The organism is Antarcticibacterium sp. 1MA-6-2 (assembly GCF_021535135.1).
GTDB lineage: Bacteria > Bacteroidota > Bacteroidia > Flavobacteriales > Flavobacteriaceae > Gillisia.
On sequence record NZ_CP091036.1, the window covers coordinates 1,762,137 to 1,784,891 of the forward strand.

The 22,755-nt window shown below is 38.1% G+C and carries 21 protein-coding genes and 3 pseudogenes; 9 read left to right on the forward strand and 15 right to left on the reverse strand.

Annotation, left to right across the window (positions count from 1 at the left end):
• Position 1: 1 nt before the first annotated feature.
• From LZ575_RS08920 to LZ575_RS08940, 5 genes and pseudogenes are all read right to left on the reverse strand, one after another.
• Positions 2–904 (reverse strand): DUF6268 family outer membrane beta-barrel protein, encoded by a 903-nt coding sequence (locus LZ575_RS08920; protein ID WP_235330337.1) that lies wholly within the window; start codon positions 902–904, stop codon positions 2–4.
• Between the two features lie 152 nt (positions 905–1,056).
• Positions 1,057–2,356 (reverse strand): annotated as a pseudogene (locus tag LZ575_RS08925) (ABC transporter permease).
• Entirely contained in the window at positions 2,349–3,278 is a 930-nt protein-coding gene (locus LZ575_RS08930; RefSeq protein WP_235330338.1) for an ABC transporter ATP-binding protein, read from the reverse strand. Before LZ575_RS08930 ends, LZ575_RS08925 begins: the two are co-directional and overlap by 8 nt.
• A 219-nt stretch (positions 3,279–3,497) precedes the next feature.
• Positions 3,498–4,614 (reverse strand): annotated as a pseudogene (gene dnaJ / locus LZ575_RS08935) (molecular chaperone DnaJ).
• A 25-nt stretch (positions 4,615–4,639) separates the two neighbouring features.
• Positions 4,640–5,260: a nucleotide exchange factor GrpE gene (locus LZ575_RS08940; protein WP_235330339.1), complete on the reverse strand. Its 621-nt coding sequence runs from the start codon at positions 5,258–5,260 to the stop codon at positions 4,640–4,642.
• Positions 5,261–5,417: 157 nt separating this feature from the next.
• Here LZ575_RS08940 and LZ575_RS08945 point away from each other — a divergent pair, with 157 nt between their 5' ends.
• Positions 5,418–6,086 carry a YceI family protein gene (locus tag LZ575_RS08945; protein ID WP_235330340.1) on the forward strand — a complete coding sequence of 223 codons (669 nt, stop codon included), beginning with the start codon at positions 5,418–5,420 and terminating at the stop codon, positions 6,084–6,086.
• A 53-nt stretch (positions 6,087–6,139) separates the two neighbouring features.
• On the opposite strand, the gene LZ575_RS08950 is transcribed toward LZ575_RS08945, so the two are convergent.
• From LZ575_RS08950 to LZ575_RS08960, 3 genes are all read right to left on the reverse strand, one after another.
• Complete coding sequence (locus tag LZ575_RS08950) at positions 6,140–7,042, reverse strand: TIGR01777 family oxidoreductase (protein WP_235330341.1); 903 nt, start codon at positions 7,040–7,042, stop codon at positions 6,140–6,142.
• A gap of 64 nt (positions 7,043–7,106) precedes the next feature.
• Entirely contained in the window at positions 7,107–7,694 is a 588-nt protein-coding gene (gene mnmD, locus LZ575_RS08955; RefSeq protein ID WP_311196101.1) for a tRNA (5-methylaminomethyl-2-thiouridine)(34)-methyltransferase MnmD, read from the reverse strand.
• A gap of 93 nt (positions 7,695–7,787) precedes the next feature.
• The gene (locus tag LZ575_RS08960; RefSeq protein WP_235330342.1) at positions 7,788–8,300 is read right to left on the reverse strand and encodes a DUF4920 domain-containing protein; all 513 of its coding nucleotides are present in this window, start codon (positions 8,298–8,300) and stop codon (positions 7,788–7,790) included.
• Between the two features lie 108 nt (positions 8,301–8,408).
• Between LZ575_RS08960 and LZ575_RS08965 the strand changes: the two genes are divergently transcribed.
• On the forward strand, positions 8,409–9,482 hold the full coding sequence (locus tag LZ575_RS08965) for a branched-chain amino acid aminotransferase (protein WP_235330343.1): 1,074 nt from the start codon (positions 8,409–8,411) through the stop codon (positions 9,480–9,482).
• A 49-nt stretch (positions 9,483–9,531) separates the two neighbouring features.
• Here the strand turns inward: LZ575_RS08965 and LZ575_RS08970 are convergent, their stop codons facing one another.
• Complete coding sequence (locus LZ575_RS08970; protein WP_235330344.1) at positions 9,532–9,999, reverse strand: Gmad2 immunoglobulin-like domain-containing protein; 468 nt, start codon at positions 9,997–9,999, stop codon at positions 9,532–9,534.
• Position 10,000: 1 nt separating this feature from the next.
• Positions 10,001–10,388: pseudogene (locus tag LZ575_RS08975) on the reverse strand (hypothetical protein).
• A 129-nt stretch (positions 10,389–10,517) separates the two neighbouring features.
• Here LZ575_RS08975 and LZ575_RS08980 point away from each other — a divergent pair.
• Positions 10,518–10,706, forward strand: coding sequence for a hypothetical protein (locus tag LZ575_RS08980; RefSeq protein WP_235330345.1), 189 nt, complete (start codon positions 10,518–10,520; stop codon positions 10,704–10,706).
• Positions 10,707–10,757: 51 nt separating this feature from the next.
• Here the strand turns inward: LZ575_RS08980 and LZ575_RS08985 are convergent, their stop codons facing one another.
• Positions 10,758–12,794, reverse strand: coding sequence for a dipeptidyl peptidase 3 (locus LZ575_RS08985; RefSeq protein ID WP_235330346.1), 2,037 nt, complete (start codon positions 12,792–12,794; stop codon positions 10,758–10,760).
• Between the two features lie 186 nt (positions 12,795–12,980).
• Here LZ575_RS08985 and LZ575_RS08990 point away from each other — a divergent pair, with 186 nt between their 5' ends.
• The 3 genes from LZ575_RS08990 (at position 12,981) to LZ575_RS09000 (ending at position 15,832) form a co-directional block, all read left to right on the forward strand.
• On the forward strand, positions 12,981–14,045 hold the full coding sequence (locus LZ575_RS08990; protein WP_235330347.1) for a GyrI-like domain-containing protein: 1,065 nt from the start codon (positions 12,981–12,983) through the stop codon (positions 14,043–14,045).
• Positions 14,045–14,416, forward strand: a complete 372-nt coding sequence (gene crcB / locus LZ575_RS08995) for a fluoride efflux transporter CrcB (protein WP_235330348.1) — start codon at positions 14,045–14,047, stop codon at positions 14,414–14,416. Before LZ575_RS08990 ends, crcB begins: the two co-directional genes overlap by 1 nt.
• A 201-nt stretch (positions 14,417–14,617) precedes the next feature.
• The gene (locus tag LZ575_RS09000; protein WP_235330349.1) at positions 14,618–15,832 is read left to right on the forward strand and encodes an MFS transporter; all 1,215 of its coding nucleotides are present in this window, start codon (positions 14,618–14,620) and stop codon (positions 15,830–15,832) included.
• Positions 15,833–15,835: 3 nt separating this feature from the next.
• On the opposite strand, the gene LZ575_RS09005 is transcribed toward LZ575_RS09000, so the two are convergent.
• From LZ575_RS09005 to LZ575_RS09015, 3 genes are all read right to left on the reverse strand, one after another.
• Positions 15,836–16,177 (reverse strand): hypothetical protein, encoded by a 342-nt coding sequence (locus LZ575_RS09005; protein ID WP_235330350.1) that lies wholly within the window; start codon positions 16,175–16,177, stop codon positions 15,836–15,838.
• Complete coding sequence (locus tag LZ575_RS09010; protein WP_235330351.1) at positions 16,117–17,241, reverse strand: hypothetical protein; 1,125 nt, start codon at positions 17,239–17,241, stop codon at positions 16,117–16,119. The genes LZ575_RS09005 and LZ575_RS09010 overlap by 61 nt, the downstream gene beginning before the upstream one ends.
• A 94-nt stretch (positions 17,242–17,335) precedes the next feature.
• Positions 17,336–17,533: a DUF1328 domain-containing protein gene (locus tag LZ575_RS09015; protein WP_235330352.1), complete on the reverse strand. Its 198-nt coding sequence runs from the start codon at positions 17,531–17,533 to the stop codon at positions 17,336–17,338.
• A 269-nt stretch (positions 17,534–17,802) separates the two neighbouring features.
• Here LZ575_RS09015 and LZ575_RS09020 point away from each other — a divergent pair, with 269 nt between their 5' ends.
• Together LZ575_RS09020 and LZ575_RS09025 are read left to right on the forward strand one after the other, a co-directional pair.
• Entirely contained in the window at positions 17,803–19,068 is a 1,266-nt protein-coding gene (locus tag LZ575_RS09020; RefSeq protein ID WP_235330696.1) for a DEAD/DEAH box helicase, read from the forward strand.
• Complete coding sequence (locus tag LZ575_RS09025) at positions 19,046–19,954, forward strand: class I SAM-dependent methyltransferase (RefSeq protein ID WP_235330353.1); 909 nt, start codon at positions 19,046–19,048, stop codon at positions 19,952–19,954. Before LZ575_RS09020 ends, LZ575_RS09025 begins: the two co-directional genes overlap by 23 nt.
• A gap of 263 nt (positions 19,955–20,217) precedes the next feature.
• Here LZ575_RS09025 and LZ575_RS09030 read toward each other — a convergent pair whose 3' ends face one another.
• Entirely contained in the window at positions 20,218–20,868 is a 651-nt protein-coding gene (locus LZ575_RS09030; protein WP_235330354.1) for a MarC family protein, read from the reverse strand.
• A 114-nt stretch (positions 20,869–20,982) separates the two neighbouring features.
• On the opposite strand from LZ575_RS09030, the gene LZ575_RS09035 reads away from it, so the two are divergent.
• Positions 20,983–21,465 carry a hypothetical protein gene (locus LZ575_RS09035; protein ID WP_235330355.1) on the forward strand — a complete coding sequence of 161 codons (483 nt, stop codon included), beginning with the start codon at positions 20,983–20,985 and terminating at the stop codon, positions 21,463–21,465.
• Positions 21,466–22,755 lie beyond the last annotated feature (1,290 nt).

A 22,755-nucleotide genomic window follows, 5' to 3' on the forward strand; every position in this document is an offset into this window, starting at 1 on the left:
CTTATATTTTAAATTTTAGACCCGTACGTCCATAGAAAGTATTTACTCTGTTGATATCATAAACATCGTCGCGATTGTCATCCCGGATCCTGATATCATTTCTAATTGTATGGCCTGCATACACGTAATATACTAAATGATCTGTAAAGTTATACTCATACCCAATTCCTGCAAGAACTATTGTCATGGAAATATTTTCAGCAAGCGCAGTAGATCCCTCTACCTCCCTGTTCTCCTGAATATTGGCAAAAAAACCGTCAAGGGTTACAAATGCCTGCAATTCATTCTTTTTATCTATATAATATTTTAAATTGCTCTTAGGCACTCCTAAAGTATAGGACCAGTTGGGATGAAATTCCCTATAATAATTAACAATAGGTAAAGGAAATGGAAAACCGGAAGTAGTAGAATAATGTAATCCCAGGATAAGTCGCCAGGGTACCTCAACACCTTCTTTCCCACTATCATTTATAAATAAGACTGCCCCGGTATATAACAAATCATCATTTATTATTTTACCAAGTTCAAAATTGGAAGCCAGCATTAATCCTCCCTGAACTGCATACCGCCATTTTTCACTTATTTTATCGGTAAAACCCAAAGTTGCAGTAAAAGACTGGTATCGGTCCAGGTCTCTTAAATTCCCAAAGGGTGCATTGTCTTCATATTTAAAATTGATATTCTCATAATCAAGGCCTGGAACCAGATATGCGTCTTCACCTAATTTAATAGGGAAGTTCACAAATGTGCGAAATCGCCTAAAGGAGTTATCTGAACTGGATTGGGGAAAATAAGTGTATTCAATCCTTGCAAGGTCGGTGCTTTGAGCCTGAGAAAAATCTGTAACTCCAGCCAGAAGCAAGAAAACACACCAATGGTAAAATTTAATCTTTTTGAGGTTCATGATTAAATTGATTTTAGACTTAGTTATACTTCTGTGGCTTTATTTTGCCACTTATACCACTACTTAAAAAAGTGGATGGTGTAAATCTAATTCTTTATGAAGGCAGAGGCTGTTAAAAGAAGCCTAATATGAATTTTTAAGCTAGGTTTCTTCTAATATTTAATCCACTTATATAGCTCTTTGTAAGTGGGTTTTTTTCCATACATAAGAATCCCCACCCTGTAGATTTTAGCCGCCAGCCACAACACCCCCACATTGGTGATAATGAGTAACAGTACTGATATAAGGAGCTCCCACCATGGAACTCCAAAGGGAATTCTCATAAGCATTACAATGGGAGAAGTGAGTGGGATCATAGAAAATATTGTGGAGACAGAACCGTGAGGATTTTCAATAACCGAAAAGAAGCCCACGTAAATCCCCAGCATAAGTGGCAGAATTATAGGAAACATAAATTGTTGGGTATCAGTTTCACTGTCTACCGCTGCTCCTATAGCGGCATAAATTGCGCTGTAAAGAAAATATCCGCCAATAAAGTAGATAAGGAAAAAGATAACCAGGCTTAAAATAGGCAAATTTGTAATATCTATTAACAGCTGTTGCATTTCACTGTTATTCATTTGCTCCAGTCCTTGTTGTGCCTGCGGTTGCGTCGCCATCATATCTAATCCTGTAAGCGTGGTTGTAATGAATAGAAGTAAAGCACCCAGAACAACCCAAATTGCAAATTGGGTAATCCCTGCAAGGGAGGTGCCCAGAATCTTACCAAGCATTAGCTGAATTGGCTTTACCGAAGAAACAATAATTTCAATTATGCGATTAGTCTTTTCCTCAATTACACTACGCATTACCATATTTCCATAAATAATAATGAACATCATAAGCAGATAACCTGCAGCACCTCCAAAGATCATTTTTATATAAGAAGACATTTTCGAAGTCCTTTGTCCCTCGAAATTTTGAATCTGAATATTTACCTGTGCCTCTGCCGATTCAATTTTCGAGACGTCAACCCCCCCGGGCTATTAATTCGCGGGTGGTAAGTTTTTCTGAAATTATTCTTTCAATTTGTTGAAGGGTGTTTATTCCGGGAGGTTCCTTTCCATAGAACTGGATTGCCTGTGCCAGCTCCAGATTGTTTTCAATTTCGGGAATATAAAGCAGGCCATAATAAGATTTCTCCCTTACAAGCGCTTTTCCCTGTTCCAGTGAAATTGAAGAAAGGTCGAGATAAGTAATGTCACCTGTATTTCTAAACTCTCCGGCAAAAACGCCACTTTCATCATTTACAGCAATGGTTCGTTTTTCGCTGTTATTAAGCATGCTTAAATAGGCTATAAGCATAAACATTCCAACCAGGATAAGCGGGCTTAGGAAAGTCATAACAATAAAGGTCTTATTTCGTACCCTTGCCATATACTCCCGCCTTATAATGAGTTTTAAATTACGCATTCTGGGTGACTGTTTTAATGAAAATATCGTTTACCGAAGGAATTACCTCGACAAAATGATTTACCCTTGCCCTTGTAAGCAGGTACTGTAAAAGGTCGTTTGGAGAATCCTCCTGCCCTATTTGCAGCCTCAGTTTTAGATCATCGGTAATGCTTTTATAATTTGCTTCTGAAACAATAAATCTTGTTTTCAACTCTTCAAGAAGCAAATCTTCATTTTCAGCACTAAGACCTACTTCGAATGTGTTGGATTTATACTCTCTTTTTATGTCGGCTACCTTACCATCCAGGAGTTTGTTTGATTTATGAATAAGCGCCATATATTCACAAAGTTCTTCAACACTTTCCATGCGATGCGTAGAAAAAAGAATCGTTGCACCTTCATCCCGTAAATGAATTATTTCATTTTTTATAATATCAGCATTTACAGGATCAAATCCGCTGAAGGGTTCATCAAAGATCAAAAGCTTGGGATTGTGGAGAACGGTGATCACAAATTGCACTTTTTGAGCCATTCCTTTAGATAGTTCCTGGATCTTTTTATCCCACCAGTGTGTGATCTCAAGACGTTTGAACCAATAATCAAGTCTTTCTTTGGCTTCTTTTTTAGTCAGGCCCTTTAATCTTGCAAGGTATAGTGCCTGCTCCCCTACTTTCATAGATTTGTAAAGTCCCCTTTCTTCGGGAAGATATCCAATATAACTCACATCATTTGGTTGTAATGGTTTCCCGTCAAAATATACCTTTCCCGTATCGGGCATGGTAATTTGATTAATTATTCTTATAAAAGTGGTTTTTCCTGCACCATTTGGACCTAGCAATCCAAAAATGCTTTGCTGCGGGATTGTTATTGAAACATCATTTAGTGCAGTGAAACTTCCAAATTGTTTGCAAATGTTTTCTGCTACTAAGAGATTAGCCATACTTTTGCTTTAGGTAGTAAATATATTGAAATAGCCATAGAAAGCTTTTTATTTAAGAGCATTTTAATCTGCTGCAAAAAAAGGACAGTTACTAAAAACAAAAACCCATCCTTAAAAGTGAATTAAGGATGGGAAAAAAATTGCTATGAAAAAGAAAAATTACCACTAATTAAATTAGCGATACTCAAATATAATAAAATTTTCTTAAAATTTAGTTTTTTAAGAAAACATATCTTTTACTTTTTCAAAAAATGACTTATCGCTCAATTCCGGGTTGGGCTGAAAGTTTTCATCGCCAGACATTTTTTCAAAGAATTCCCTTTGCTCTCTGGTAAGAACTTTGGGGGTCCAAACATTCACGTGAACCAACAAATCACCTTTACCATACCCGTTTAAGTTTGAAATTCCTTTGCCTCTTAACCTTAAGATTTTTCCGGACTGAACTCCTTCTTCAACTTTAATTCTAACCTTCCCGGTAACGGTATCAATTTCTCTTGAAGCACCAAGTGCAGCTTCAGAAAAACTTATGTAAAGATCATAATGAAGATTATCACCCTCTCTTTGCAGCGTAGGATGTTCTTTTTCTTCAATGGCTACAAGTAAGTCTCCCGGCACCCCATTCCCCGGGGCATCATTACCCTTCCCGGTAACTTTTAACTGCATCCCGTCTTCTACACCTGCAGGAATTTTAATTGAAACAGTTTCTTCTTTTGATATTAAACCCTGAGCATCTGCTTCTGCTGGTTTTTGATCTATTATCTGGCTAAGCACCTCCGCAGGTAGTACATGGGGAAGCAGTTTGCATACGGCCTAAGATGGTATTTGTAATTCTTGTTACCTGTCCTGTACCATTACAGGTGCTACAGGTTTTATAGGTTGTACCCGGAGCCTGAATTTTTCTTTTAACCTTGATCTTTTTCTCCGCTCCGTTGGCTATTTCTTCCAGGGTGAGACTTACACGTATACGAAGGTTACTTCCTTTAGCTCTGCGCTGGCCTCCACCGAAACCACCTCCAAAACCGGAGAAACCTCCTCCAAAGCCACCTCCGAAAATATCACCAAACTGGCTGAAGATGTCGTCCATGTTCATACCACCTCCGCCACCGAAGCCTCCTTCGAAAGCCTGATGACCAAAGCGGTCATATTTGGCCCTTTTGTCTTCATTACTCAATACTTCGTATGCTTCTGCCGCTTTTTTAAACATTTCCTCGGCATGAGAGTCCCCCGGATTTTTATCGGGGTGATATTCGATGGCCTTCTTGCGATAAGCCTTCTTTATCTCTGCTACAGAAGCATTTTTACTTATTCCTAATATTTCGTAATAATCCTGTTTCATTGTAATATTTTGTAATTGAAAGTGACTATTTTCCTGTCACTACTTTTGGATAGCGTATGATTCTTTCTCCCAGCTTATAGCCGCGCTCTACCACATCAACTATCTTGCCTTTTAACTTGTCACTTGGAGCAGGTACCTGCGTAATAGCCTCATGGACATCGGCATCAAAAGAATCTCCTTCTTTAACGTTCATAGGTTCCAAACCTTTACTCTTGAGTGTGTCGCGGAATTTATTATGAATAAGTTCCACCCCTTTTAAAAGGTTCTTATCCTTTGCCTTTTTTATTTCATTTAAGGCCCTGTCAAAATCATCCAGTACAGGCAGCATAGCTGTCATCATTTCCTGGTTTGCCGTTTTGAACAATTCCAGGCGCTCTTTTGAAGTTCTTCTTTTGTAATTTTCGAATTCGGCAAATAGTCTTAGGAATTTATCTTTTTCCTTCTCCAGATCATTCTTAAGCTGTTCATTTTCTGAAGTTTCTCCTTCTCCTTCACCCTTCCTGTTCTCTACTTCCTCTATTGCCTCGTCCAGAAGATCTTCTACCTGATCTTTAACTGATTCTTCTCTGCTTGATTCGGGCTGGTTATTATCAATAAATTCTTCGTGTATATTTTCTTCCTGTAGGTTTTCGTTTTCCTTGCTCATTACTTACAAAATTTGTTTCCCTCTCCAAAAGTCAAATTTGCTGCCAATTATCAAAAAATGTCAAAATGTCACTAGTTCAATTTTAGGATTTATTTAAGAATTGTAAGGAACTCAAGCTGTAATTTTGCCGCTTGAATTAAAATCAAAATCTATCAAAATGAAAAAAACTGTTTTAAATATTTTTTTAGTAGCTAGTGTTACTTTGGCAACTGTTGGTTGTAAAAATGAAAATAAGGAAGCTAACACTGCTGATGCTAAAGAAGCAGCTACGGCAAACGAAGAAGCCGTTGAATTTAAGGTTGATACAACCTCATCTGTAATTGAATGGAAAGGTGAAAAACCTACAAGTACTCATACGGGAACAATTGATATAGCTAATGGATCTTTCTTTGCTAATGATAGCATCGTTGAGAGTGGAACTTTTGTTATTGATATGAACTCAATAACCGTTACAGACCTTCAGGGAGAAGACAAGCAAAATCTTGAAGCTCATTTAAAAGGAACTGTGGAAGGAAAAGAAGGTGATTTCTTTAACGTTAATGAACATCCTGAAGCAAAATTTGAAGTTACAGGAGTTTTTCAAAACAACGGGCAAACTATGTTGCAGGGAAATCTTACTCTTAAAGGAGAAACTAAAAATGTTGAATTTCCTGTGAACATTGATCGTAACGGTGAAACTTTGGAATTGACCAGTGAGAGCTTTACTATTGATCGTACCAAGTGGAACGTTAACTACGGGTCAAAATCTGTTTTTGACAGCCTTGGTGACAATTTCATCAATGACGAAATTGAACTTACAATAAAAGTACAGGCTACAAGAGCTTAATTTTTTAAAATTTATTTCTGGAAAGAGGTCGCAGGTTGCGACCTCTTTTTTTATTAAAGAAGATCTTCCAGCGCCTTTGGCAGGTTGGAATACTGAAATGTATAACCCTTCTTTTGGATCTTTTCAGCACTTACAAGCTGACTTGCTAAAACCGCATTAGACATTTCTCCCAGAGCAAACTTAAGTACTCCTGAAGGTATGTTAGGCAGCCATTGGGATTTTTCCAGTTGCTCTGCAATTTTCTCCATAAGTTCCTCATTGGTAACAGGATTGGGAGCAACGGCATTGTATACCCCCTCTAACTTATTTTGAAGTACATAAAGGTAAATACCTGACAAATCGTTAATGTGTATCCAGGACTGCCATTGTTTTCCACTGCCAAAGGCTGCCCCCGCATTATATTTAGCAGGAATTTTCATTTTAGGCAAGGCCCCTCCTTCTTCCGCCAGCACAAGACCTGTTCTAATCTTGCTTACTTTCATATCAAGATCTTCAAATTCATCTGCAGCAGCTTCCCACCGCACTACTACTTCCCCGAGGAAGGTGTCATCCACAGCTTGTTCATCCTCGGTGTAAAATTTTTGAAGGGAACTGGGATATACACTTATTCCACTTGCAGAAATAAATTGAGGAACTGAAAATCCTGAATCCTGAACAGCAGAATACAGAAGAGCAGCAGATTTTATCCTGCTATCCAGTATTTCCTTTTTATAACTTTCTGTCCACCGTTTTGCCACACTGGCACCTGCCAAATGAATGATAGCATCTATATCGCGCAAGCTTTCCCTGTCAATTTCTCCTTTTTCAGGATCCCAGAAAAAACCTCTATAATCTACCTGCTTTTGAATTTTATTTTTTGAGGTGGTGAGGTAATTAACCGAGATTCCTTTTTCACGGCACAAGTTCGATAAATGTGAACCTACAAGGCCCGTTGCACCTGTTATTAATACTCGCATTTTTATTTACAAGATAGCCAACAGGCAGGGGTCCGGCTAATTTTTATTACAGGTTTAACACGTGTTAATGAACGGGTTTGGTAGCTCTTAGCATCTCTCTTTTCCCAGGAGGGCCGGGTAAACGTTCCACGGTAAATCCCACAGTTTGCATAGCTCTTCTTACACTTCCTTTAGCGGCATAGGTTACTAAAATTCCGCCAGGTTTTAGTGCGTTGAACATAATGCCGAAGATCTCTTCCGTCCACAATTCAGGCTGAACTCTGGCACCAAAGGCATCAAAATAAACCAGATTATACTTTTCAATATCTGATATCTCCTGAAAAAACTTCTTCTGCTTCTGAAGCTGAAATTTTGAATTAATGGTTTTAATAGTTTCCCATGGAAGATTGTGGATTGTTCTGAAAAACTCCCTGGCTCCTTCCTCCTGAAGTTCTTCAGCAAAATTTAGCTTTTCTACTTCTTCAAGAGCAACAGGATAAGCTTCAACCGCAGTGTAGGATATTGTAAGGTTTTTTCCTTTTGCTTCTTTCCAGGTAACCAGCGCATTTAATCCTGTTCCAAATCCAATTTCTAAAATTGAGATCGTTTCTTCTCCTGATTCCAGCGTTTTGTGAAGACCCGAATTGATGAAGACATGTTCTGCTTCACGAATAGCGCCATGCCGGGAGTGGTACTGCTCATTCCATTCAGGAAGATGAATGGTAGTGGAACCGTCACTTAGGTCTTTATAATTTCCCGCTCCAAATTATTCTTCTATTAGTACTCCATCTGCAAGGAAAGACAGCGTACGCTTAGGCTCTGTTATTGCAGCAACTGCCTCTGCCGTTTCTCCTTTATCCTCAGCATAATGCCGCTGTTCATCTACAGAAACTTCAGTAACATAAGCCTTACCTCTTACAACTACATCTTTTTGCTCAATATCCTTCGGAACAAAAAAGCCATAGTCTTTAAACTTTACCATCACATCTTCATTATCTTCAGGAAGATCCAGGGTCATCCAGCAACCTTTGTTCTTACAAACAGAATTTACAGTTGCTTTTAAAGTAACTTCTGCGGTATCTCCTGGCTTCATATTTTGAAAACGCTCCTCCATTTCAGCAGCAGTGAGGGACTGGTTAAGCTTAAAATCTTCTCCATAGGATTTATACGCTACTTCCTGTCCCTGACCATTTCCTGTAGCAGCTTCACCTTCCGCATTATTCTTACAGGAACAAAGAGTAATTGAAGCAAAACTGAGGATTAGCAAAAAATTTTTCATATTATTTTTAAATTGATGATGAATTTTCAAAAACCCATCAAATTTAGGTAAAGTTTGAATTTTTTTTATCTTATTTATTAGGTAAATTTGTACTCTAAAGTATACATAATGAGAAACGATGCTTCCGTCAAAATTGATATAGAAAAAGCACCAACTTCAAAAATTAACTCGGTTGACTTTGAAAACTTAACGTTTGGTCACATCTTCACAGATCACATGATGGTATGTGATTACGACAACGGAAATTGGAAAGCTCCTAAAATTGTCCCTTATGGTCCAATTCAACTGGATCCTTCAGCTAAAGTTTTTCACTATGGCCAGGCAGTTTTTGAAGGTATGAAAGCCTATTGCGATGACAATGATAAGATCTGGATGTTCCGCCCTGAGGAAAATTTACAACGTATCAACAAATCTTCCAAAAGAATGGCAATTCCTGAATTTCCTGAGGAGTCATTTTTCTCTGCCCTTGAAGAACTACTAAAACTGGAAAAGGATTGGATAAAGAAAGGATTTGGTAATTCACTATATATACGCCCTTTCGTAATTGCAACTGAAGCGGGAGTCCTGGCTTCACCTGCATCACAGTATAAATTTATGATCATTTGCTCTCCTGCAAAATCTTATTATACAGGAGAAGTGAGAGTTCAATTTTCTGAACATTACAGCCGTGCTGCCGATGGTGGTGTTGGTTTCGCAAAAGCTGCTGGAAATTACGGGGCACAATTTTACCCTACTAATCTTGCCAAAGAAGCAGGATTCCAACAAATAATCTGGACAGACGCTAATTCTCACGAATATCTTGAGGAAGCTGGTACAATGAATATTTTCTTTAGAATTAAGGATAAATTAATTACTGCTCCTACCAATGACAGAATTCTTGATGGGATTACCCGTAAAAGTATTCTTGCTTTGGCTGAAGCTAATAATATAGATTGCGAAGTAAAAAGAGTTCCTGTAAAGGAGATTGTTGAAGCAGCAAAAGCAAGCGAACTAAAAGAAATTTTTGGCACAGGGACAGCTGCTGTAATCAATCCTATCCAGGGGTTTTCCTATAAAGGAGAGAGCTTTGAATTACCTCAACTGGAGAATTCCTATGCTTCTTTGTTAAAAAATAAATTGATGAGGATACAGTATAATATTGATGAGGATATCTTTGGATGGAGATATGAAGTAAAAGAATAATTATACCACATATTATTATATGAAAGGCTTCTAACATAGAGGCCTTTTTTTATTGCTGAAATTTAACGGGTATTTTTTTCCTATTGTCATGTTCTGGTAATCCTGATGGATTTGACCGATGAAGAACCAAAAATCCTTTTTCAGCTCCGGAAGGATCAAAATCTATTTTTCCAGAAAAAGGGACCAAATCCTCTGTCATCCACTCTCCTTTAGCTTCTATATATCCTTTGCCCAAAATATTGTTAGCCTCATCGGTAATTTCTACAGGTGCAGTAGCTTCAAAAAACCAATACCCCCTGGCCTCTCCTTCTATTGTTAAAGGAGAACTTATGGTTGAATTCCTTTCAGGACCTTTTACTCTTATTGTGTCTACAATTACCGACTCTTGCTCCCGTGTAGATGGTTTTTCCCGTAGGTCACTTTCCGGAGTTGCTGAAGTATTGCCATTTTCTTTGCAGGAAATGCCAGAAAGAATAACAACCAGAACCAGAATATTTATTAGACTCTTTAAGAACATTTTACTCTTCAAGGATTTTTTTGATATTAGGCTTAAAATAGTGTGGGCCTTTTAGAACTTTGCCGTCTTCTCTTAGTACCTAGTTTGCCATCACTCCCTAACTTGCTCATATTACTCCGCTGGATTTCATCAAAGACTTCTTCAATTTTATATTGCATCCCGTGCTCGATAATTGTTCCGCACAAAATGTACAGCATATCACCAAGTGCGTCGGCTACTTCTGTAAGATCATTATTATTTGCCGCCTCCAGATATTCCTCATTTTCTTCTTTCATCAGGTTAAATCTTAAAAGATTTTTAGCTTCCCCAAGATCGGCTACTGGTTTGTTATTTATTCCCAGGCCAAATGCACTGTGGAACTCATGTACTGCTGCAATTCTTTTTTTCATCGGTTGAAATTTATAAGCTGTCTGTTGTAGTATTTGTTCAGTATTTAATGCTGAATGCTATCCTGGACTACTACTTTTTGTTATTTATAATGTACCGGAAATGGTTAACTTTGCCCTAAAATAACTAAAATGTTTAGTACCGGACAATGGATTTTTGCAGCATTTTTTTTCGTTGCCTTTTTGGCGGCAATTATCTACAGCTACAGGAAAGATATTGTGCTTCATAAAAAATATTACAAAGGCAGTATTTATGTGCTATTAGGATTTATAGCTTTTATAGTAATCCTGTTTTTTCTTAAAGATTATCTACGTCACTAAATAGAAATGCCCGTTTCGAAAACGGGCATTTAACTTTTATTCGTTGTAGGCTTATTCCACAGGAAGGTGACTGTAATCCCTGGAGTATGTTTGCATTTGAGAAGCAAAATCTTTTGGCTGCTCAACGTCAATTGAAATAATCTCTCCGTCATCTCCTGTTTTTGGAACCAGGACAGGGTTTACAAAACCACTGTAAGGGGGAGATTTAAATTGCTCACTTCTTTTAAGCACTTCTTTATGGATCTCCTGATCAACCTTTACACCGTAATTCTCAACCAGGTTTTTAGCTGCTTCGTAATCTCCTTCCGACTTTATTCGCTGGGTCTCTTTTAGTAATTCTCCAAAAAGTTCACGCAGTCTTTGATAATCCTTAATGTTATAAAAGGTCTCTCCGTCCCTGCTAACTTTTTCAATAACTCCTTCTTTTTTTCCTTTTTCAAAAACCCAGGCACTTACCCACTGCCTGTTACGCATATGTGCCTCTTCCACATCATCTCCAATGTTCAGCCTCCTTAGTTGGGTTACCAATCCATTTCTGATATACCCATCATAAGCCGCTTTTCCCGTATTCTCCCACGAATCGGTTAGTCCCAGCTCCTGAATTTTTGGATCCATTAAATAATAAAGTCCTACCAGGTCTGCCCTACCTTCCTCTAAAGTAGAAGCATAACTTTTTAATGTTTCTTTTGTTTCTCCCACTCCCGGGTTTAATTTTCCTGAGGCATGACCTACCACCTCGTGAAGTGCTGTGTGTAACTTATCGGCTCCCTGCCCGTACTCTTTCTCCAGTCTAATCTCTTCCTCATCATGTGCAAATTCTTCCAGCACTCCGCTGCTTCCTGCATTGTCATAAGCTTCGATAATATTCCCAAGGGATACAGATTTACTTCCGTGCTCTGCTCTAATCCAGTTTGCATTTGGAAGATTGACCCCAATTGGAGTGCTTGGAGAAGCGTCACTAGCTTCTCCGGCTACTATAACAGTTTTATAGGTTACTCCAACTACTGAGTCTTTTTTATGCTCCTCCATCAAGGGAGCATTATCCTCAAACCACTGAACATTGTCTTCCAAAACGCTCATTTTTTTAGACATTTCGAAATCTTTTATCTGTACGATATTTTCATAAGATCCCCTGTACCCAAGAGGGTCATTATAAACCTCAATAAAACTGTTGATGTAGTCTATATTTCCTTCCGTAGCATTTACCCATGCAATGTTATAATCATCCCAGGTCTTCAAATCCCCGGTTTTGTAGTATTGAATAAGTAAATCCAGCGCCTTCCCCTGCTGCTCATTTTCAGCAACACCACTCGCTTTTTCAAGCCATTTAACTATTTCGTCTATAGCAGGTCCATATAACCCTCCACTTTTCCAGACCTTCTCCACCAACTTGCCATTTTCTTTTACCAATTTGGAATTAAGTCCAAAGGAAAGTGGTCTTGCAGGATCCGGAGATTTTTTCTTACTGTAGAACTCTTCCACCTCCCTGGCTGTTACATCCTCTCCATAAAAATTCACTGCAGAACCTTCCAGAAGACCTTTTGACTCATCCAGATTCACCTTCTTGGAATCTATATCATTAAATATAACATCATAAGCTTCTCCCGAAAGTTGAGTATTGGTATCAGATAAAAGGCTATCAAAATATTCTTTTGAGAAGCCCGGCTTTATTTTATCATTAGAATAATGATGGTGAATTCCGTTAGAGAACCAAACTCTTTTTAAATAAGTCTCGAATTCCTGCCAGTCCTGATTGTCCTTTTCACCCTGGTAATTAGCATAGATATTTTCAAGAGCTGCTCTTATCTTTAAATTGTGCCTGTAATTTTGATCCCAAATTATATCCCTTCCTGCAAGACCTGCCTGTACCAGGTAGTATACCAATTTCTGTTCCTTCAGGCTTAGATCTTCCCATCCGGGAATTTGATACCTAAGTATCTTTATGTCTGCAAATTCTTCGACCTTATAATCAAAAGTAGAATCTACCTCTACTTCTGCCTCAGCTAAATCTCCCTTTGTAGTTTCAGTTTTACAGGAGAAAAAAACAGGAGTTGCCATGAGAAGCAATCCAATAAATTTTAATTTCATGTTGTTTATTTTTATTTTTCTATGCTAAGAATATTGCTTTATAAAATTCTTTCAACCCTTAAAAAGAGTTTCAAATAAAGTGTTTCCAGGGCATATTTAAAATGATTTTCCCGCAAATGTACTAATTCGCGACTAGGAAATTAACTATATTAGCCTGTCCAACTGTAAAAATAAATTTATCCCCTAATGAAAATCTTGAAATATCTTTTCTTCCTTTTTTTAATTGTCATTATAGCAGGTGCAATTTATGTTGCTACCCAGGATGGTGAATATCATATTGAAGAAACTACTGTTTTAGATGCCCCTGTTTCAGTTATTTTTAATGAAGTTAACAACCTGGAAAACTGGGAATCGTGGGGTCCCTGGAGAAGCGCTACCGATGATGAAGTTATAGAATTCAAGAAAACTACCCGTGGGGAAGGAGCAGGTTTTGAATGGAAAAGCGAAGAACTGGGAGATGGGAGCATAACAACAACTAATGTTTTACCGGAAAATTCCATAGAACAACAGGTAGTGCACAATCCTACTTTTGCCGAATCCCAGGGAAGGATGTACTGGAAGTTTGAAGAGGTAGAAGAAGGGACCAGGGTTACCCTGGGATTAGAAGGCTCTCAAAGTTTTAAGGAGAAACTGGCCTTTGCCTTTCGGGATAATTCAATTACTGATATTATAAAGCCACGCCTCGCAGCAGGTTTACAAAAACTGGATTCTACCGTACAAAACAGGATGAGCCAATACACTGTCAATGTTGATGGGCTTACCACTCACGGAGGAGGATTCTACATGTACTCCACAACAGCTTCTAAAATAAGCCAGATCCCGGTTAATATGCAAATTATGATTACAGAGGTGAAGAACTATATGGAAGCGAACAATATTTCGCAGCTGGGAGATCCTTTTGTAGTTTACAATAAACTGGACGAACAAAACGACAGTGCAATTTATTCTGTAGGCATTTTTACTCCCAGCCTGGTAATTACTCCACAGGACAGTAACATCCTTAACGCTATGATGCCCGTTCAAAAAGTAGTGAAAGCTACTTTAAAAGGAGATTATGAAAATCTTGAAGAAGCCTGGGACAGCACCTATACCTATCTCGAAAACAATAATTTAAGGCCTGATCAAGAGCGACAGCCTTTTGAAGTCTTTAGGACAGATCCCGAAACAACTCCTAATCCTGCCGAGTGGGTAACCGAAATTTATATCCCTATTGTAACTGAGGCAGCTACCACTTCTGAAATAGAGATATAATGAAAAGTTTTTTCCTGGTTTTCTTGGGAGGTGGACTTGGTAGTGTTTTGAGATATTCAATTTATAGGGTAATGCAGTCTGGCGCCAACACTTCTATCCTCTCAACTTTAAGTGTAAATGTGATTGGCAGTCTTTTCTTAGGATTAGTAATGGGTTATACTCTCAAAGAGAGTACAATTTCGAATAATTTAATTATTTTTCTAACTATGGGTGTTTGCGGTGGGTTTACCACCTTTTCTACTTTTGCGTTTGAAAACAAATCCCTACTGAGCACTGGAGAATACTTCACTTTTTTCCTTTATGCCTTTGGAAGCCTGTTGCTGGGTATTCTGGCAATCTTTCTGGGAATGTCCATTTCAAGATATATCTAAAATTTTCTCTAATCATCTTTAAGCGGAAGTAGCATTTAAAAAATTCTAACTAACATAAGGTTTTTTGCAGATGGTCTCTAATTGAAATTTCTTCGGGTACTGTCTACAAGTAACTTAATAATACTATTTAACTATACTAGAGTAAGGATTTTAGCCCAGGCTATAGAAATTTGAATTAAGTTTGAGCTGTTATTTTTCAAAATGTTTAAGCGAATCTTCAGGTCGTATATTGGTTCTTTTAGTGGCCTTAGAAAAGAGGTATGGCTACTGGCGCTCATAACTCTTATCAATAGGGCAGGCACTATGGTTATTCCTTTTTTGTCTCTTTATTTGACAAAGAACAGAGGTTTTACGCTGGAAGAAGTGGGATGGATCCTTACCTTCTTCGGTTTGGGATCTGTGGCTGGTTCCTGGCTGGGTGGAAAACTGACCGATCAAATTGGTCATTACAAAACCATGGCCGCGAGCTTACTGTTCTCCGGAGTATTTTTTATCCTATTACAATTCCCGGTGAGCTTTTGGGGAATTTGTACGGGAATTTATTTCGTGATGTTAGTCGCAGATGCCTTTCGTCCTGCTGTTTTTGTTGCTATTAATGCCTATAGCAAACCAGAAAATCGCACCAGATCTATAACCCTTATTAGACTTGCTATTAACCTTGGATTCTCTGCAGGACCCGCCGTGGGGGGACTAATTATCGCTGGTGCAGGCTACAGCGGGTTATTTTGGGTTGACGGGATTACCTGTATCATTGCAGGATCTCTTCTTCTTAAACTACTTCATCCCAAAAAAGCTATAGAAAATCCTAAAGAGGTAGTGTTAAACCCACAGGCAGCGATGAAGGATTTTCCATTCCTGATATTTATTGGAGCAATGATCCTCTTTGGCTTTGTATTTCTCCAATACTTCTCCACCATGCCTCTTTATTACGCAGAGCGGCATTTTTTATCAGAATTTGAAATTGGTTTAATACTGGGATTCAATGGCCTGCTAATCTTCCTGGGGGAAATGCCTCTTATAAAGTTTCTGGAAGGCAGAAATGTCTCTCATCTATCTCACGTAATTTCAGGAACTCTACTGGTGGGACTAAGCTTTGTGGTAGTAGTTTTAACTGGATGGATAGGTATTCTAATTGTAGGAATGTTTCTCCTAACTATTGGAGAAATGATAGCTTTTCCTTTCTCAAACAGCTTCGCATTAAAAAGAGCTGAAAAAGGAAAACAGGGATCTTACATGGCACTTTACAGTATAGCTTTCTCTATAGGCCATATATTTGGACACAACTCGGGAATGCAGCTAATTGGAAAATTTGGTTATGAAATTACCTGGTATGTTATGATTGTAGTGAGTCTGGTATCCTGTGGTCTTCTAATTTGGTCCATTGCACTCGCCAGAAAAGAACAACTAAGTTCTTAGTTCCTAAATCTTATAATATTTTGACTCATCCAGGTACTCCTGAATAATTTTATTATACTCCGGGCTTAGCTTTAAATCCAATGTTCCCGGAATATTGTACAGAGCTTCAAGATCGTCATAACCTGTTTTGAGAAGGTCTTCCAGGTAAAGCAGCGCCGTATAATAATCTCCGTCACGGGCGCTAAGGGAGATTATATTCATATATCCCTGTGGATTTTGCTTATCAAATATCGTTTGAAGAATAGCGGTAAAGATTAAAGGATCTATGGCAGCGTTTGCCTCTTTTAGATCATTAAAAGAATTAGATGCCAGATCCTGCAGGAGGCCCTGTAACCGGAATGCCATTTCGGCTTCTGCCTTCTCCTTACTATTTTGTAACTCTTCCAGTTTCTTAATTTGACCATTCCACCAGCCCAGATTCTCAAAATTAGAAGTATATACGTCTTCATTAAAAAAGTACAAATACTGGTCCCTGTACTCTTCCTCTGTAAGAGCAGCTCTGTTATACTGCTTAAGCGTTGAGTTCTAAAGACACTACTCTTTTTGATATCTTTCATTTTTTGTTCCAGCTCCTCTTGCTTTCCATACATTGCATATTTCGTACTCATTTTTTCCAGTAGTTGATATGCTTTATAAAATTGCATGGACCCTCTTAACTGTTCGGCATATTGTAGTTCATTCTGGTAGATCTCTTCGGTAAGAGAAAGATCTGCGATTCTGCGTCCTTTAGATATTGACTGTAAAGTAAAAGTACCCAGTGCATTGCTAATTACCTCTATCCCCGGCCATTCCCTGCCGCCGTCAAAGAAGTAAGTAGTGGCAGGCATCCCTGATTTGGAAAGATAAACAGCTGTTTCCCCAATAAGGAATTTTCTATAATCGTTATAACCCGCAAGCCCTACAAAAGAAAAATTCGCTCCTTTTTTAATAAAATCAGTATTAATCCAGGTATCCCCTACTGCTATTACACCAGTTAGATTTTTTATAACTGCAGGCATTACACTGGCCACCCTCGCGCCTTCAGCAAGACTGGCTGCATAAATTTGATCCATGTCTACAGGGAGAAGGTTGAGAACACCATTTACAAGACGTGTGGCAACCTTAACATTGGAGAGCAGCGTACTATCCTTATTAATGTGATTAGACGCTGCTAAAATATATCCCTGTTCCTCGGCAGGTTGACGAAATAACTGGTTAACAGTCCTGCCTCTTTTTTCAGGATCAAAGATAAATAAGATTGGCCAGGTTCGATCGGTAGTAAAATTTATGGGAAGATAAAGAGAATAAGTTTCGGCTATACTATCATTTACAGCAACAGAATCTATGACCATACCTTTGGTAAGCTTCATCTGCTGACCAAGCATTAAAGAGGTGCTAATAACGGCCAGAAAAAAACTGAAGTATTTCACTTGTTGAATTTTATACCACTAAAAATAGGGTTTTAGAGCCGAACAAAAAAAGACTTCTTTTTGCTGAAGCCTTTTAAAAAATTTGTACCGGAGGTTATTTTTTAATTCTCTCCATTCTCATATTCTCAGTACCCGAAAAAAAGAATCTCGCCAATACTGAAATTATTAAAAGATCGGCAAAAATTAAAAATAGTACTCTCACTATTTCAATCCCTGCAAAAGAGATTCCTATAAAACCAATTAAACCTGTAAGCGCAGTAAGTACCAGAAATATTAGTGTATGTCGTTTCATATTTTTTCCTTTTTTCTCAAAGTTAACTATAGAGTAGACGATACTTTATTAAATTAATTACAATTGAAATATGTTTAACTAAAGAATGTGGAGGAAGTGAAAATATGTTAACAAAAATATTTTACGATCCTGTAATTGAACATCAAAATGTTCAGGAAATAAGCATTCAAAAAAAAGTAGTACCTTTGCCACTCGTTGCTAACTTCTCCTTAAAGCAACATTTCACAAGCCTGCTCCAAAAATTACTGAGCAGCATTTATAATCCATACATGACATTTAATCAATTAGAATTAACTGAACCTTTACAGAAGGCAGTTCAAAAAGCGGGATATAAAAATCCTACTCCTATACAGGCACAATCAATACAAGCAATATTAGACGGAAGAGACATCCTTGGATGTGCTCAAACCGGAACCGGAAAAACAGCTGCTTTTTCTATCCCCACCATTCAGCTTTTAAGCCGAAATAACGGAACAACAGAACGCAAAAGAGCAATAAGAAGTCTTATCCTCACCCCTACCCGGGAACTTGCAATACAAATAGGTGAAAGCCTGGAACAATATGGAAGCTTCAGCAATTTAAGATCATTGGTGATCTTTGGCGGAGTACCTCAACATTCCCAGGTACAGGCATTAAAGCAGGGAATAGACATCCTTGTAGCTACCCCTGGTTGGTTACTGGATCTTATGGACCAGGGTTATATTTCCCTTTCCCAATTAGAAATCTTTACACTCGATGAAGCTGACAGGATGCTGGATATGGGATTTGTTCATGATGTCAAGAAAGTGATCAAAAAAATTCCTGCTAAACGACAAACCCTCTTCTTTTCAGCCACAATGCCCGACGCTATTTTAGATCTGGCTAACAGCATCCTGAACAATCCTTTAAAGGTGGAAGTAACTCCTCCTTCTTCTACTGCAGAAATGATTGGCCAGGAAGTTTATTTCATTGACAAAAGCAACAAGAAAAAGTTGTTAATAGATCTTCTGAAATCTGGTGACGAAGATAGAATACTGGTTTTTACCCGAACAAAACACGGTGCAAACAAGGTCGTAAAAGATCTTACCAAAACCGGGATAAAAGCTGAAGCTATACACGGAAATAAAACCCAGAATGCCCGACAAAAAGCACTTAAGAATTTTAAAGATAAATCTACAAGAGTTCTGGTAGCTACAGATATCGCCGCAAGAGGAATAGATATAGATGAACTTGCACTGGTTATTAATTACGAAATCCCCAACATTTCTGAAACATACGTCCACAGGATTGGAAGAACAGGCCGTGCGGGAGCAAGCGGAAAAGCCATTTCTTTTTGTGACTATGAAGAGAAAGCTTATCTTAAAGACATTCAAAAATTAATAGATCAAAAGATCCCTGTGATAGAAGACCATTCTTATCCTATGGAAGTTTTTGAGGTGCCTGAGAAAAAACCTCAGCAACAAAGAGGTAACAGGAATCAGCAAAGAAAATCATCAGGAGCAGGATCAGGACAAAAATCAGGAAGAAATAGATTTGAGCGATCAAAAAATAAATAAGGGACATTCTGAAAATTATTTTGGTGACTACCGGGATTTTTGGTGGAATAAAGATTTCGTCGATCTAACTGCACAACGGCTGGAACTCAATAAATTGGGTTCCGTGCTTGATGTGGGTTGTGGAAATGGACACTGGACCCGGATTCTTGCACCTTATCTTCAGAAGGAAGCTTCAGTAACAGCTGTAGATAGTGATCCCAGATGGTTTTCTGAAAACGCTGAATTACAGAACTTTTTTTCAGCTACTGGAAATCCTTTTCAGCTTAAAAAAGGAGATGCGCAAAATCTTCCTTTTCCCGATGCTCAATTTGATCTGGTTACCTGCCAAACGGTGTTGATCCACGTTCCGGAGCCACAAAAAGCTTTAAAGGAGATGAAGCGGGTTTTAAAGCCCGGGGGAACACTTCTATGCGTAGAACCCAATAATATTGTACAAAGCCTTATAAAAACTTCTATAAGCAAAAACGAATCTGTTGAAGAGAGCCTGGATCATATTAAATACAAGCTTATTATAGAAAAAGGCAAGAAAAAGCTTGGCAAAGGAGATAATTCTTTGGGAGATCTCCTCCCCGGGATGTTTGCAATGGAAGATCTTAAAAACGTAGAAGTACGACTTTCAGACAAGGCGATCGCAATGTACCCTCCCTACGACAACGAAGAGCAGCTTGCAACGCTTAAACAATGGATGAAGGGTAGCTCCTGGAACTCTACCACCCAAAAAGATATTGACTTCTTTAGTGCTGCAGGGGAAGCTTATATGCAGTTCTATTTTGAATATCAGGAGAAATATGCCAATCGCGATGCTCACATCATGGGTGCCCTGCAGAGGGAGCAATATCACGCTGCGGGAGGATCACTTATGTACCTGGTTAGCGGAATTAAATAGAAGCACAGAGTTTTTTTCCCGTATTATAACCTGGGAAACCCTCAAAACCAATAAACACTACCTCTCTAAAATCAGAAAGATTTAGCTGCTACAGGAATTGCATCTACAGGCTACACAGCAGCAATCCATACAATTCCCTCTGGTACAGGATTCACAGTTACACTTACAGTTTCTATTTCTAAGATCCTTCATATTACTTTTTTTAAATCCTTAATTATTAGACGAGCAAAGCCTTCTAATATTTCTATAAATTCTAATTTCCCCTACTCCTGGATATATGATAAAGAAGAAGGTCCTTCTGTTACAAAAAAAGCAAGTTTTACTCCTTCAATAAACATGCTGGTTCCAATAATGGCTATTATTAAACCCATTATCTTTTCAATAACAACAATCTTGTTTTTCCCTATCCAACGAACCAAATATTCACTGGATATGAAAGCTAAATAGTTCATCCACATTATAAGGGCGATCATTGTAATTATAATTCCCATTTCAATATATCCCGCATTAGTGGTAAAATTCATAGCAGTTACAATAGTTCCCGGTCCTGCAAGGATTGGGATAGCGAGGGGCGAGACTGAAATTCCTTCGTTAAAGTTAATTTCAGTTTGATTGTCTATGCTGGACTCCTGTGCCCGTATCATTTCAAAACCCACGAAAAATATAAGAATTCCTCCTGTTATCTTAAACGCGGGAATAGTAATTCCGAAGAGTTCAAATACATACTTTCCTACTATAATAAAACCAGTCACAATGACAAAAGCAGTAAAAGTAGCCTGTTTTGAAATTTTCTTTTTCGTTACCCGGTCTGCTTGTTTAGTAAGACTGAGAAAAATAGGAATATTTCCGGCAGGGCTGTTAATGGCAAAAAAGCCAGTAAAAACAGCAATAGTAAATAACCAAAGATTTTCCATAAGCGACTAATAATCAGGATATTTTATCCTCACCTAATTTTTGTGCAAAGCTAGTGTGAATTTTAATTTTTCCAAATAAGAGTGTACTTTTAAATTTCATAAAAAGAATGGTAAATGAGGAAAGATAAATTACAAAAGATGCCCTTATTTAAAAAGGCCATGGAAATCCTGGATCTGGTAGACCGGATAACAGATCTTGTTCCCGCAGATAATGAATACCTCAAAGACATAGCAGATTTTATGAGAGCAGATGCAGCTCAAATTCCTGCAAAAATAGCCGGAGCGTTTGGAGATGGACCATATGACCTAAAAATGGAGAACGCTACCATTATTAGAAAAAACGCGATGCAAATTTATGTGCAGTGCAATGGCTTCTTAATGGAAGATTTTAAAGAAAAGGAATATCTGCAATTATTGAGAAAAGAAATTGAAGAATTCAGAGTCCTGTTTGCGGAATGGGTAAAAACTTTTGATCCCTGGGATTATTATATCGACAGGTGGGGATTGTTTAATCCTCCCGGTGTAAACTACGACGATAAAGATCCTGATGAAGATCTCCCGTTCAACAATCCTTTTGAGGAAGGGGAAGATGATTAAGAAAATTTATTTTCTTGACTAAATGCCGCTCCTACGGAGCTTTTATAAACCTGGCACATAAAATTTCTAGAGATATGCCGCCTCTCTGAGGCTTGGTTTGAAGATTAGAAATAGCGTTCTTATAAAAAAATTAATTAAGCTCCGGAGGAGCAACTTGTATATCGCACAATTTAATTCCTAGCAATTAGCTCCGTAGGAGTGAAATGGCTATAGAAATGCGTGATATATTCATAAATTTAGCTCCGTAGGAGGGAGATGTATATAGCAAAATAAGACCCCAGGATTAATAGCTCCGTAAGAGCGGAATGGTTATTCACATCCGAATTTTAGAAATAGCCCCAGATCAAACACAATTCCAGGGAGAAGAATATTCAAATTTTAAAACATAACGTTCTTATGCCGCTCCTCTGGAGCTCTTATAAACTCGGCATATTAATTCTATAGATATGCCGCCTCTCTGAGGCTGGTTAAAGGTTAAGAACCAAATTCTCTTTAAAATTTAATTAAGCTCCGGAGGAGCGAGATGTATACAGCAATATAATACCCCAAGCTAAATAGCTCCGTAGGAGCGGAATGGTTACTCATATCCGAATTTCAGAAATAACCCGAGATCAAACACAATTGCAGGGAGAAGAATATTCAAATTTTAAAACATAGCGTTCTTATTCCTCTCCTCTGGAGCTCTTATAAACTCGGCATATTAATTTCTATAGATATGCCGCCTCTCTGAGGCTGGTTTGAAGGTTAGAAATAGTGTTCTCTTTAAAATTTAATTAAGCTCCGGAGGAGCGAAATGTTTATTTAAAATAGTTAACCCGAGAATAGAGGCCATTGCGGGGAATAAAAATATTTCCAAATTCTAAAACATAAGGTTATTATGCCGCTCCTACGGAGCTTTTTATAAACCTGGCACATAAAATTTTTATAGATATGTCGCCTCTCTGAGGCTGATTTAAGGTTAGGAACCATGTTCTCTTTAAAAATTTAATTAAGCTCCGGAGGAGGGGAACGTCTGTAGAAATGCATAACCTTCATAAAGATAAGCTCCGTAGGAGCGAAATGTCTATAGCACAATAAGATCCCCCGGACAAATAGCTCCGTAGGAGCGGAATGTTCATTTAAATCCCTATTTCAGGAAAAACCCGTGATCAAATACCATTGCAGGTAAAAGAATATTCAAATTCAAAAACATGAGGTTCTTATGCCGCTCCTACGGACATTTTTATAAACCTGACACATCAATTTTTATAGATATGCCGCCTCTCTGAGGCTGGTTTGGAGGTTAGATAC